Raw genomic sequence first — 13,490 nt, forward strand, 5'->3', positions numbered from 1 at the left:
GTCGGTTTTTTTATTTGTAAAAGGAGGCTGAAAAATGGTTTTACCTGTAGTTGCAATTGTAGGACAGCCTAATGTTGGTAAATCAACGCTTTTCAACCGTATTATTAATCAACGTTTAGCAATAGTGGAAGATAAACCCGGTGTTACCAGAGATCGTAATTATGCTCCAGCTGAGTGGTTAGGTCATAAATTTGATTTAATAGATACTGGTGGAATTACCTGGGAAGATAGTAATATTGAAGAAGAAATCAGAGCACAGGCAGAAATAGCAATTGAAGAAGCCGACGTCATCGTATTTTTAACTAATGTTACAAATCATGTTACTAATCTAGATGAACGGATAGCTCAGATGCTTTATCAAACAAAAAAACCGGTGATTTTAGCGGTTAACAAAGCAGATAATCCTGAACAGCGTATGGACATTTATGACTTTTATAGTTTAGGTTTTGGTGATCCGATTCCGATTTCGAGTGTGCATGGTACAGGTATTGGAGATTTGCTGGATCAAATAGTGGCCAGCTTGCCCAAAGACATAAGCTTGAATAATAATGAGCAAATATCATTTAGTGTTATTGGTCGACCAAATGTAGGTAAATCCTCAATTGTCAATCGTCTAGTAGGCGAAAAAAGAGTGATCGTTAATAACGAGGAAGGAACTACCCGAGATGCAGTCGATACTCCATTTAAAACGCAGGATGGCACAAAATTCAGAATTGTAGATACTGCTGGCATAAGGCGTAGAGGAAAAGTTTACGAAAAAACTGAAAAATATTCTGTAATGAGAGCAATGGGTGCCATTGAGCATTCTAATGTTGTATGTTTGGTACTTGATGCAAGTACAGGCATTAGGGAACAGGATAAACATGTTGCAGGATATGCTCATGATGCTGGACGAGGCATCATTATTTTAGTCAATAAATGGGATTTACCAAGGAAAACCAGTAATAGCGGCAAGGACTTTGAACAAACTATACGAACTGAATTTCAGTATCTTGACTATGCTCCAATATTATTTGTTTCTGCTAAAACTGGTCAAAATATAGAAAAGATTCCGAAGCTAGTACAAAAAGTTTTTCGAAATCAACAACAAAGAATTAAGTCCAGTGTATTAAACGATTTATTATTAGAAGCAAGCAAATTGGTTCCAACACCAATGATTAAAGGAAAGAGATTACGAGTTTATTATATGACCCAAGTATCTACTAATCCGCCGACATTTGTAGTTTTCGTAAATGATCCTGAATTAATGCACTTTTCTTATCAACGCTTCTTGATCAATCAGCTACGTGAAAATTTTGATTTTGATGGAACCCCCATTAAGATAATTGCACGAAAAAGAAAATAGTTTGTATCTACCAAATGCATAAAAATCACATTTTTAGTTTAAATTGCTTGTTGTATCAGGGGTTTTGTGCTATTTTGAAATCAAGGAAATAGTGATTTAAATAATCATTTATTCCTTGTTTCTCAATTGAGGAATTAATTAGGAATCTTAAAATAAGATTCAAGTATCAGGAGGTGATTTCCCAATGGCAAATAAGGCAGAATTAGTCACTGAAGTTGCATCAAAGACAAAATTAACTAAAAAAGATGCAGCTGCAGCAGTTGATGCAATTTTTAGTTCTATCCAAGATGACCTTTCTAAAGGTAAGAAAGTACAATTAATTGGTTTTGGAACTTTTGAAGTGCGTAAGCGTGCAGCCCGTAAAGGACGTAATCCACAAACTGGCAAAGAAATTCAAATTCCAGCAAGTGTTGTACCAGCATTTAGACCCGGTAAGGCTCTTAAAGAAGCTGTTAAATAGCTTAATAGTTTTATCTAAAAGATGGTGGCTAATTCGCCATCATCTTTTTGTGTGTTATCATTTAAACTGATTAAGTTGGGTAATATAGATAGTTAGTAATGGAGGAATGAGAATGAGCTACTCTGAAAAGCTTCTTGATGCAATTGAGCAGCAGGATTTTTCTCAAGAAAAAATATTATTAGAAAAAGCTTTAGAAAAGGATAAACCTGAAATCTTAGCCTCATTGGCAGAAAATTTAGTAGGATTGGGTTTTTCAGATCTGGCAAAAGAAATATATCGCAGTTTAATTGCTCGTTTTCCCCGAGAGGACATTTTCAAAATATATTTAGCAGAGATTTTATTAAATGACGGTAAAGATGAAGATGGTCTTACTTTGCTTTATAATATTGCTCCTGATTCTTCCTCTTATCTTGACAGCTTATTAGTTCAAGCTGATTATTATCAAACAAATGGTTTGATTGAAACAGCCTATAAAAAACTGCTAGAGGCAGAAAAAATTGCCCCAGATGAGGATGTTGTAAAGTTCGGTTTGGCTGAACTCGATTATCTCAGTGGTAACTACGAACAGGCTCTTAACAGATATCAAGATTTGATAAAACGACATAAAACTTTTAGTGAAGTAAATTTAAACGATCGTCTTTTTCAAACCCTTGCAAAATTAGGACGGTATGAAGAGGCCGGCGAAGTTATTGCCAAAAATGGCAATGATATTCTTGACATTGATAGTAAATATCAGGCTGCATTAGTCATGTTAGCATTGAACAAAGACGATCAGGCAATTAAATACTTAAATGAGGTAATTGATCAGAGTCCCGATTATGTAAATGCGTACCGCTTGCTAACTACAGCATACGAGCACAAGAACAATAATGAGCAGGAATTACGTTCTGCTCAGGCAGGTATTGCATACAATGAGTTAGATCCTGTTTTGTACAAAAAGGGTGCGCAGGCAGCAGTTAAATTGAACGAATTGGATACTGCTGAAAACTTGCTAAAAAAAGGTATTAAAAATATTCCTGAAAGTTTAGATTTACGCATACAATTGTCTAATCTTTATGTTAAGGAAAATAAAAATGATGAAAATATTGCACTTTTTGCCAAAGTTGACGATGAAGATCTGGAAGCTCAAGCTCATTGGAATTTAGCTCTTTCTTACCAAAATTTAGATCAGAGCGCAAAAGCCAAAAGTGAATTTTTACTGGCTTATCCTGAATTTAAAAATAACAGTGCTTTTTTAAAACAAATGATTCGTTTCTTCAATACTGAGCCAAACTCAAAAGATATCGTCAAAGAATTATTAAACTCTTATTTGAAACTCGAACCTGAGGATACTGAGATGCAGGAATTAAATGATGAATTGTTATAATGATTAAAACAATATGTACTTTGATGAAAAAGAAAGTTTTTATGCTTCATTTTTATTATTTATAAGTTTAACGGGCTAATAAATCTAAAATGATTTATTAGCCCGTTGTTTTTATCAGTTCCCACCAAATTAGTTTGATGTGAAGAATCATTTTCTAATCAGAAGGTGATGGCTTTTTTGTTTATAAGTAAAACCCTCTCCTAAGACTTCATGGACTTCAATGACGCTAACAAAAGCATGAGGATCTTCTGCAGCAATCAGTTCTTTTACTAATGGAATTTCTCTTGGTGAAACAACAAGATAGATTACAGGTCGTTTGGTTTTTTTATAACCACCGCGAGCTTCAAGATAAGTAAAACCACGATCTAATTTCAAATCTATCATTTTAGCAATTTGTTGATAATTATCAGAGATAATAAGCAGACCACGTGCAGAATAGGCTCCTTGCTGGACGGCATCCATAACTTTAGAAAGAATAAATGCTGCTACTAAAGTATACATAATATGCTTGAGGTCTAAATATGATAAGGATGATAATAAAATAATCGTGTCGCAGAACAATAAAACTTTGCCAGAAGACATGCCATACTTCATTTGCATAACGCGGGCAATAATATCTGTGCCACCAGAAGTGCCATTATACCGAAAAACTAAACCCAGGCCAATACCAGAAAGGGTTCCAGCAAGTATGGCAGATAAGAAGAGGTCGTGTTCTAAGTTCAATTGATATATAATAGGGGTTAAGCGCCAGAACCACAAGAAAAATGACAGCCAAAGCGTTCCCCAGATAGTATAGGCTAAAAGTCTTTTACCCATAAAACGATATCCTAGAATTATCAAAGGAATATTTAATAGCAAAGACGACAAACCCATGTTAATGCCCCAGAAGTGTCTCAAAAGCAAAGTAATGCCACTAATGCCACCATCTGTAAGCCTATTTGGTGCAGAGACCACGTCAAGGCTGAAGCCATAAATTCCACAGCCAATCATGATCATTATAAGTTCAAAAATATTTCTTTTGTTAATCTTTTTCATGATAATAAAACTTTCTTTATATAAATTGATACTTTAAAATTACCATAAATTAAAAATAAAAACACAGATAAATGAGTTGAGATAATAATGATAAAAATAAACAATTTACCACCAATTTTTACAGCCGCTTTTCCCGTGCTCAAGCAGTTAGAGCAAGCTGGTTATGAAGCATATTTTGTAGGAGGATCGATTCGCGATTTGATTTTAAAAAGACCGATTCACGACATAGATATTGCTACCAGTGCATATCCCGCAGAAGTAAAAAGAATTTTTCCAAAAACTATTGATACAGGAATTAAACATGGTACTGTTACTGTTTTAAATGATGGCGCTAGTTATGAAATTACCACATTTAGAACAGAATCGGGTTATCAAGACTTTCGCCGACCGGATCATGTCACTTTTGTACAAAATCTAGCTGAAGATTTAAAAAGACGTGATTTTACCATCAATGCATTGGCAATGAACAGAACAGGGGAAATAATTGATCTTTTCAATGGCTTGGGGGATTTGCAAAAACATCTTATTAAAGCCGTAGGAGATCCCATGAAAAGATTTCATGAAGATGCTTTGCGTATGATGAGAGCGGTACGCTTCATGAGCCAGCTTAATTTTGACCTTGAATCTCAAACTAAAGAAGCAGTAAGTGATTTACATCAATTACTGTCCAAAATTTCTGTCGAAAGAATCCGTGATGAATTTGTCAAGATGGGCACTGGAACAAATTCGCGAGCTGCTTTCAAAATCTTTTTACAAACGAAGTTAAGTGAAAGCGTGCCTGATTTTGCTGGTAAAAGTGATTTACTGGCAATTTATCCTAAGTTAAAATTTAACCCCAGTTTGGAAACCAGTCTTTGGTCTATAATTATTATTTTGTTAAAAATTTCAGATAACCAAATAGCCCGCTTTATGCGTGATTGGAAAAATTCAAATGCTATGACAGAAAAAGTCAGAAAAATTGTGGCTCTGTTTGATTTGATTTCTGAAAAATCGCCTTCTGATCTTGAGCTGTTTAATGCCGGTAAAGATATTTTGCTTAACACAATAGATGTGGCGCATATTTTAGGACAGCCGGTCAATTCCGAAGCATTGGTTGATCGCTATACAGCTTTGCCAATTAAGTCAATGTCAGAATTGGCTATTGACGGTCAATTCTTGATTGCAAACGGCATAAAGCCTGGACCAAAATTGGGTCAAATTCTTAATCAAATTAAACAAAAAGTTATTGCAGGAGAGTTAGATAATTCTGAAGATGAAATCCAGGAATATTTGCAGCAAATAAATTAACCTAGACGTAAAGAAGAACAGAAAAAAACATTAAAGTTGATCCTAAAATGACAAACAGGTGCCAAATCACATGAATAAAGGGAATCCTTTTCATTGTGTATAATAGTGCACCAACAGTATAAGCTACACCTCCGCTAACTAGTAGCCAGAACCCAACGGGGCTGAGTCGTACATACAAATGATTACCTGCTAAAATTACCAGCCAGCCCATAGCAACGTATAAAACAGTGTCTAATATAACGTGTTTGCCACGATTAAAAATGTAGTAGATGATGCCAAATATCGCAATTATCCAAACCAGAGTAAATAACATTATGCCCCATTTGCCACCTATTGCTACAAGGGAAAAGGGAGTATATGATCCTGCAATTAGCAGAAAAATTGATGAATGATCAAAAATTTGAAAAACATTGCGAGCCCGAGTGAAGATGAGACTATGGAAAAGTGTAGAGAAAAGATAAAGCAGAAGCAAACAAGAGCCATAAATAGTGAAAGTAACTATTCTTAATAGACTATGTGTTGAAACGGCTTTGATAATTAAAAGTACTAATCCGGCAACTGCCAGGCAAAAACCAATTCCATGCGTGACAGCACTGAGGATATTATCTACTATGTAATAAGTTTTGGATCTTTGTTCAGGTTCTTGCCAGATTTTTTGCAATTTCATAATGAAACAGTTTGTTCGCTTTCTTTTTTTTGCTAGTTTTTTTGCTATAATAATTATAATTAATACAGTTCACATTCTATCATAAATGAGAACATCAAATCAGAATTGAGGGCGAGTACGTTGTCAGAAATAAAAATTTTGACTGATTCTTCCGCGCAGTTAACGCCGGAGGAAATTAAAAAATATCATATAACCGTTGTGCCTTTATCGGTCACAATCGATGGTGATACTTATCTTGACGGAGTGGAAATAACCAGACAGCAATTTGTCCAAAAAATGAGTGAATCTAAAAAGTTGCCAACTACGAGCCAACCACCTATCGGAACCATGGTTGATACGATTAATGAATTAACTAAAGATGGTAGCGAAGTCATTGGCATATTTTTGGCGAAGGTATTAAGCGGCACAATTGATGCAGCTCGTCAGGCAGTTAAGCTAACTGGTAAATCAGATCTGGTACATATAGTCGACTCTGAATTAACTGATCGTTCTGAAGGATTTCAGGTTTTGGCAGCTGCGCGAGATATTGCCGCTGGCAAAAGTATTCCTGAAATTTTGGCTCATATTGAAAAAATTAAAAAAACTCAGCGTTTGCATTTACTTATTGTCAATTTAGAAAATGTGGTTAAAGGTGGACGGTTAGGTCCTTTAGCTGGTAAAATTGTCAACATGCTTAATATACACATTGAATTGCAAATGCCGAATGGTCATTTGAAAATTGCAAAAAAAGGAAGAGGCAAGAAGTTTTCTTTAGCTTTTGATAAACGCATTTTAGATGAAATTGAGGCCAACAAAGAAAAAATCAAGGAAGTCGGCATCTCATATGTTGCAACGGGAAGCACACCGCAAAAGCTACTCGATTTTGCCCAAAAAATTAAAGATATTAATTCTAAAATTGATGTTTTAGTGCGAGAAACCAGTCCTATTATTGCAACGCATGCAGGGATGGGAGCATACGCAGTTTTGTATTACACGGAGTAAAAATTGGCATATAGAGAAAGCTTTTATCGCTATTTAATGACACAGCGTAATGCTGATTCAAATGATGAAGTTGCGCAGTTTGCAAATAATGCACAAAATGATCAGACTTTTCCCAAGCAAGAGCAAAATTATGAAAAATTATCTGATTATCTTGAGCTTAATGGTGGTTATTTACCAAGCATGAGCATTTTTGACAAAGCATATCAAATGTATCGTGAAAAGATGACGTATTAAATTAGGGCTCCTAATTGCTATGGAGCCCTTTTCGCGTAAGAAAGGCAAAAAATGGTTAATATTCAGTGGTATCCAGGGCATATGAATAAAGCTCGGAATCAACTTGAAGATAAAATGAATTTAATTGATGTCATTGTAGAAGTTTTAGATGCACGAATTCCTCAATCATCACGTAACCCAATGATCGAAAAACTTGTAGGCAGTAAACCACATTTGATTATTCTAAATAAAGCTGATTTGGCAGATCCAGTGATGACTAAAAGGTGGCAGAAAAAGTTTACCACTAAAGGAAAGTTTGTGATGGCTCTGGATTCTCTTCATAATACCAATATGCAAGTGCTCGTGAAGATGATCAAAAAAGCTGCTGCAGCGAAAATTGAAAAATTACAACAAAAAGGTGCATCAAGCCCTGTTATCAGAGTTGCAATTGCTGGTATCCCCAATTGCGGCAAGTCCACAATTATTAATCGTCTTGTTGGTCGCAATGTCACTCAGGTTGGTAATAAACCGGGAGTAACCAAGGGGCAAAATTGGCTCAAAACTGCGGATAATATTCAAATTTTAGATACACCTGGCATTTTGTGGCCTAAATTTGAGGATCAAACAGTTGGATTAAAGCTTGCTGCGCTTGGGGCGATTAAGGATACTGTTTTTAGCGCTGATGATGTTGCTTTATTTTTATTAGCAAAGTTACGCAAGCACTATTTGAATGATTTAATCAAATTTGCTAGAACTTCCAAAGAAGAAATTCAAAACATTAATGATACTGATCTGTTACTGGCACTAACGGAAGAATATGGCATGCGTGACGATTATGATCGTTTCTCTATGTACCTACTGCAGCGTTTACGTAAAGGAAAAATAGGAAGGGTTACTTTGGATCGGATATGACAATTGGTGAAATAAAAAAATTTCTTTCAAAAGGCCCGGTCAACCCGGAAGATTTGAGTATTTTAGAAAACGATACTCGTGTAGGCGTTCAAAAGCTCTTACTTAGTTATCATAATCGCCAGCAAAAATTAGCCAAGAAAAAGGCTGCATTCACAAAAAGGTTTGCCTATGAGAAAACTTTTTGGGCCAAACAGGAGATCGTTGCAGGGGTAGATGAAGTTGGCAGAGGACCATTAGCTGGTCCTGTTGTGACAGCTGCTGTAATTATTGATGACAATTTTGATTTGACAGATGTTAATGACTCTAAGAAATTAAGTGCCAGTCGCCGCTTGGAATTATACCCTTTAATTTTAAAGGAAGCTGTTAGTGTGGCAGTTGGCATAAAAAGCTCGCAAGTGATTGATGAAATAAATATTTATGAAGCAGACCGTTTAGCAATGGCTGAAGCTGTAATGAATTTAGACGTCAAACCTGATGCTTTGCTGGTTGATGCTATGCAAGTACCGGTTAAATTGCCGCAGGTTCGGTTAATAAAGGGCGACTCAAAATCCAATTCTATTGCTGCTGCTTCCATTGTTGCCAAAGTATTCAGGGATAAATTGATGGCTGACTACGCCAAAATTTACCCTGAATATCATTTTGATGAAAATGCTGGCTATGGCACTCAGGCTCATCTTCAAGCACTTGAAAAATTTGGTCCAACGCCAATTCATCGTAAAACTTTTGCACCAGTGAATTCTTTTTATAAATAAAAAATATGCCTCCTTTTTACGTATTTGTATTTAGGAGGTTTTTTATGAAGACTACCAATTTTCTCTTGCGCTTGAAATTACAAAAAGGCATCGGATATGTTAAGATGTTACGTGTTGCGAGCCAGTTAAAAGTTGCTGATGTTGACATTCAGACTGTTAAAAACTTAAATTTGACAAGTAATTTGATAAAAGTCTGTCTAAATGCTTATAATGATATTTATGCGGATAAAATGATCAGAAGAATAGAAAAACAATGTCAGGTTATCAGTTTTTTTGATAAAGAATATCCCGAAAAACTACGTCAAATATATCAGCCACCTTTAATTTTATTTTTACAAGGAAATTTGAATTTACTTCAGAAAAGAATTGTTACAATTGTTGGTTCACGTCAAGCCACTGGTTACAGTGGCTTAGTTTTGAATAAAATTGTGCCCAATTTAATAAAAGATGACTTTATTATTGCCAGTGGATTGGCTACGGGTGTCGATGTTATGGCACATAACGCAGCACTGAAATTTAATGGACAAACAATTGCAGTGGTGGGTAATGGTTTAAATTATTTTTATCCTTCGATAAATCAGCAGGTGCAGGAAGAAATTGCTCAAAAAGGTTTGCTAGTGAGTGAATATCTACCTGACACTCCACCAAGACCCTATAGATTTCCCCAACGAAACAGAATTTTGGCTGGGATAGCTGAAAGTGTAATTGTTACTGAGGCAAAGCAGAAGTCAGGTTCTCTGATTACAGCAAACTTGGCTTTACAAGAGAATCGTGATATTTACGCTTTACCTGGTCCAATTACCAGTGAGCTGTCTCAAGGACCCAATGAACTTATTCAAGCAGGTGCATATCCAATCACTGATTTTGATTTGCGACTTGAAAGATTTGACAATTAGTAGTTAAATATTCTATTCTCAATGAGTATTTAAAAAAGAATTTAATGAGGAGGCTTTTGATGCCTACTAAATCTAAGCCAAAGAAACGTAAGAAGACACTAGTAATAGTTGAGTCTCCGGCTAAGGCTAAAACAATTGAAAAATATTTAGGACGTAATTACCGTGTAATTGCTTCAAAAGGTCATATTCGTGACTTGCCCAAGTCACAAATGGGAATCGATTTTGACAATAACTATAAGCCAAAATATATTTCTATTAGAGGTAAGGGCGATACTATTAAGGAACTAAAGTCTGAAGCTAAAAAAGCCAAGAATGTATATTTAGCGTCTGACCCTGACCGTGAAGGTGAAGCAATTGCGTGGCATGTTGCTCATGTACTTGACTTGGATCAAAAAGACAAAAATCGGGTCACATTTAATGAGGTAACCAAGGACGCTGTCAAAAATAGCTTTAAAAATCCGAGAACAATTGATATGGACACTGTCAATGCTCAACAAGCTCGCCGTATTCTGGACAGAATTGTTGGCTATTCACTATCTCCTATTTTGTGGGAAAAAGTCAAAAAGGGATTGAGTGCTGGACGTGTTCAGTCAGTCGCATTAAAGCTGGTAATTGATCGTGAAAAGGAAATCAAGAACTTTAAGCCACAGGAATATTGGACTATTGATGCAGAATTCAAAAAATTAAGAAAGACTTTTAATGGTCAGTTTTGGGGTATTAACGGCAAAAAAACTGATTTACCTGATAATGATTCTGTCAAAAAAGTTTTGGCTAAAATTGATAAAAAGAAAAACTTTCAAGTCGCAAATGTTGTTAAACGTGAGCGTCGACGTCAGCCTGCCGCTCCCTTTACAACTTCGACAATGCAGCAGGAAGCAAACAAACGTCTGAATTATCGTACGAGAAGAACGATGAGCATTGCCCAGCAGCTTTATGAAGGCATTAGCCTGGGTAAACAGGGTACAGTCGGTTTGATTACCTATATGAGAACTGATTCTAAACGGACATCCCCAATTGCACAGGCGGAAGCCTCTAAGTTTTTAAATGAAAATTATGGCAAAGAATATGCCGCTAAAGGAGCACGCCATTTCAAAAACCAAGAGGATGCTCAAGATGCCCATGAAGCTATCAGGCCAACCAGTGTTTATCGAACTCCAGAGTCTCTCAAATCTGTTTTAACTACTGAACAATATCGTTTGTATAAATTGATTTGGTCCAGATTTTTAGCCAGTGAGATGACTCCAGCTGTTTATGACACAGTAAGAGCTGATATTACGCAAAATGGGGTAATATTCAGAACTACGGGCTCGAAAATGAAATTTGCTGGCTTTACCAAAGTTTATGATAATCAACAGGAAAAAAATGTTGAATTACCTGAATTAAACGAGGGAGATAAAGTTAAGTTAGCCAAGTCTGATAATAAGCAGCATTTCACTATGCCACCTGCCAGATACACAGAGGCCAGCTTAGTTCATTCATTAGAAGAAAATGGTGTTGGTCGTCCTTCAACCTATGCACCGACAATTGATACTATCCAGCGACGCTACTACGTTAAATTAGATGGTAAATCTATCGTTCCCACAGAGCTAGGCGAGATTGTCGATAATTTGATTGAAAAATTTTTCCCTGATATTGTCAACATCGACTTTACAGCGCAACTGGAAAATGATCTTGACGGAATTGAAGAGGGCAAGAAAAATTGGGTCAAAGTAATTGATGATTATTATCATCCCTTTAAAAAAGAGCTGGATAAAGCTGACGCTGATATCAAAAAGGTGCAAATAAAAGATGAGCCTGCCGGTTTCAATTGTGATATCTGTGGTGCGCCGATGGTTATTAAAATGGGACGCTATGGTAAATTTTACGCCTGCTCACGTTTCCCAGATTGTCGCAATACAAAGGCAATTGTAAAAAAGGTTGGCGTTATTTGTCCGAAATGCGGCAAAGGTGACGTGATTGAGAAAAAATCAAAGCGTAACCGCAAGTTTTATGGCTGTTCACGTTACCCTGATTGTGACTTTGTTTCTTGGGACAAGCCTATTAACCGCAATTGTCCTAACTGTGGTCATTTTCTAGTTGAAAAAAGAAATAAAAAAGGACCTGTTGTTCTTTGTCCAAATGGCGATTATAAAGAAGAAACAAGTGCTGAAAAAGATACTGTAGAAAGTTAAATTTATGTTAATATCATCAGATCAGTCATGATTTGATGATATTCTTGTATATAAAGTAAAATAATTTTAGTAAAGGAATATGATCATATGCCAGAAAAAGTAACTGTAATTGGAGGCGGTCTGGCCGGAAGTGAGGCAGCCTGGCAACTAGCAAAGCGTGGAATTGCTGTCGATTTTTACGAAATGCGTCCTAAAAAAATGACCCCGGCGCATAAAACAGACAAGCTAGCTGAATTGGTGTGCACAAACTCAATGCGCTCAAATCAGTTATCTAATGCTGTAGGTTTATTAAAAGAAGAAATGCGTCAGCTTGATTCGCTTATTATGGCAGCTGCTGATCATTCCCAGGTACCTGCTGGTGGAGCATTAGCAGTTGACAGAGAGCAGTTCAGTGATTATGTGACCAGTAAGCTTAATGCAATGTCAAATATTAATTTTCATAATGAAGAGATTACCCAGATTCCGCAAGATTGTATTGCAATTATTGCTACTGGTCCCTTGACTAGTGATAAACTGGCCGAAGAGATACAAAAATTTTCAGGCAATGAAAGCCTGCATTTTTTTGATGCTGCGGCACCTATAATTGCTGCTGATTCGATTGATATGGATATCGTCTATAAAAAATCTCGTTATGACAAAGGTGAAGCTGCATATCTAAATTGTCCTATGACAAAGGAAGAATATGAAAGATTTGCTCGGGAATTGGTTAGTGCGGAGACTGCAGAAGTTCACAGCTTTGAAAACAGTGACGTTTTTGAGGGCTGTATGCCGATTGAAGTTATGGCTCAAAGAGGTATGAAAACTATGCTTTTTGGTCCACTTAAACCTGTAGGATTAGAAAATCCAGCTACTGGAAAAACTCCTTATGCAGTTGTTCAGCTTAGACAAGATAATGCCGTAGCCTCAATGTATAACATTGTTGGCTTTCAGACTCACCTAAAGTATGGTGAACAAAAACGGGTTTTTTCTATGATTCCTGGCTTGGCTCATGCCCGTTTTATCAGATATGGAAAAATGCATCGCAACACGTATATGGCTTCTCCAGCTGTATTATCTGCCTCATATGAAGCAAAAAAGCAGCCAGGTCTATTCTTTGCAGGACAAGTGACTGGAGTCGAAGGATATGTTGAAAGTGCTGGCAGTGGTCTGGTTTCAGGGATTAACGCTGCTAGAAGAGCAAGTGGACAAGAACCGGTTGCTTTTCCTAAACTAACAGCTTTAGGATCTATGGCTAATTACGTAACTACTGCTGACATCAAGCATTTTCAACCTATGAATGCCAGTTTTGCATTAATTCCGGGACTTGAAGGTTCAAAAGTGCGCAACAAGAAAGAGCGCCACTTAAAAATCAGCCAGCGTGGTCTAGAATGTCTTAAGGAATTTCAACAGGAAGTGCTGCATTAAG

Annotated in this window: 13 protein-coding genes; 11 read left to right on the forward strand and 2 right to left on the reverse strand. The window is 36.5% G+C overall.

Translation table 11 applies throughout. From position 1 onward, the window contains the following. Positions 1 to 34: 34 nt before the first annotated feature. The 3 genes from der (at position 35) to DKL58_RS04540 (ending at position 3,171) form a co-directional block, all read left to right on the forward strand. Positions 35 to 1,345, forward strand: coding sequence for a ribosome biogenesis GTPase Der (gene der, locus DKL58_RS04530; protein ID WP_109586252.1), 1,311 nt, complete (start codon positions 35 to 37; stop codon positions 1,343 to 1,345). 184 nt (positions 1,346 to 1,529) lie between these two features. After that, complete coding sequence (locus tag DKL58_RS04535) at positions 1,530 to 1,805, forward strand: HU family DNA-binding protein (protein WP_034979230.1); 276 nt, start codon at positions 1,530 to 1,532, stop codon at positions 1,803 to 1,805. Between the two features lie 112 nt (positions 1,806 to 1,917). Beyond that, positions 1,918 to 3,171 (forward strand): tetratricopeptide repeat protein, encoded by a 1,254-nt coding sequence (locus tag DKL58_RS04540; protein WP_109586253.1) that lies wholly within the window; start codon positions 1,918 to 1,920, stop codon positions 3,169 to 3,171. 147 nt (positions 3,172 to 3,318) lie between these two features. Here DKL58_RS04540 and DKL58_RS04545 read toward each other — a convergent pair whose 3' ends face one another. Beyond that, positions 3,319 to 4,206 (reverse strand): YitT family protein, encoded by an 888-nt coding sequence (locus tag DKL58_RS04545; protein WP_109586254.1) that lies wholly within the window; start codon positions 4,204 to 4,206, stop codon positions 3,319 to 3,321. 87 nt (positions 4,207 to 4,293) lie between these two features. On the opposite strand from DKL58_RS04545, the gene DKL58_RS04550 reads away from it, so the two are divergent. Then, complete coding sequence (locus DKL58_RS04550; protein WP_109586255.1) at positions 4,294 to 5,493, forward strand: CCA tRNA nucleotidyltransferase; 1,200 nt, start codon at positions 4,294 to 4,296, stop codon at positions 5,491 to 5,493. A 1-nt stretch (position 5,494) separates the two neighbouring features. Here the strand turns inward: DKL58_RS04550 and trhA are convergent, their stop codons facing one another. Further along, the gene (gene trhA, locus DKL58_RS04555) at positions 5,495 to 6,160 is read right to left on the reverse strand and encodes a PAQR family membrane homeostasis protein TrhA (protein WP_109586256.1); all 666 of its coding nucleotides are present in this window, start codon (positions 6,158 to 6,160) and stop codon (positions 5,495 to 5,497) included. 120 nt (positions 6,161 to 6,280) lie between these two features. On the opposite strand from trhA, the gene DKL58_RS04560 reads away from it, so the two are divergent. From DKL58_RS04560 to trmFO, 7 genes are all read left to right on the forward strand, one after another. Further along, positions 6,281 to 7,141: a DegV family protein gene (locus DKL58_RS04560; protein ID WP_034979218.1), complete on the forward strand. Its 861-nt coding sequence runs from the start codon at positions 6,281 to 6,283 to the stop codon at positions 7,139 to 7,141. Positions 7,142 to 7,144: 3 nt separating this feature from the next. Then, complete coding sequence (locus tag DKL58_RS04565) at positions 7,145 to 7,375, forward strand: YozE family protein (RefSeq protein WP_034979215.1); 231 nt, start codon at positions 7,145 to 7,147, stop codon at positions 7,373 to 7,375. A gap of 51 nt (positions 7,376 to 7,426) precedes the next feature. Continuing rightward, the gene (ylqF, locus tag DKL58_RS04570; RefSeq protein WP_045928055.1) at positions 7,427 to 8,266 is read left to right on the forward strand and encodes a ribosome biogenesis GTPase YlqF; all 840 of its coding nucleotides are present in this window, start codon (positions 7,427 to 7,429) and stop codon (positions 8,264 to 8,266) included. Then, positions 8,263 to 9,018, forward strand: a complete 756-nt coding sequence (locus tag DKL58_RS04575) for a ribonuclease HII (RefSeq protein ID WP_045928056.1) — start codon at positions 8,263 to 8,265, stop codon at positions 9,016 to 9,018. Before ylqF ends, DKL58_RS04575 begins: the two co-directional genes overlap by 4 nt. A 44-nt stretch (positions 9,019 to 9,062) precedes the next feature. Then, positions 9,063 to 9,914, forward strand: coding sequence for a DNA-processing protein DprA (gene dprA / locus DKL58_RS04580; protein WP_109586257.1), 852 nt, complete (start codon positions 9,063 to 9,065; stop codon positions 9,912 to 9,914). Between the two features lie 59 nt (positions 9,915 to 9,973). After that, positions 9,974 to 12,085, forward strand: coding sequence for a type I DNA topoisomerase (gene topA, locus DKL58_RS04585; protein WP_045928058.1), 2,112 nt, complete (start codon positions 9,974 to 9,976; stop codon positions 12,083 to 12,085). An 87-nt stretch (positions 12,086 to 12,172) separates the two neighbouring features. Next, positions 12,173 to 13,489, forward strand: coding sequence for a methylenetetrahydrofolate--tRNA-(uracil(54)-C(5))-methyltransferase (FADH(2)-oxidizing) TrmFO (gene trmFO / locus DKL58_RS04590; RefSeq protein ID WP_109586258.1), 1,317 nt, complete (start codon positions 12,173 to 12,175; stop codon positions 13,487 to 13,489). Position 13,490 lies beyond the last annotated feature (1 nt).

This window comes from Lactobacillus kullabergensis (assembly GCF_003151025.1).
Taxonomy (GTDB): Bacteria; Bacillota; Bacilli; order Lactobacillales; family Lactobacillaceae; genus Lactobacillus; species Lactobacillus kullabergensis.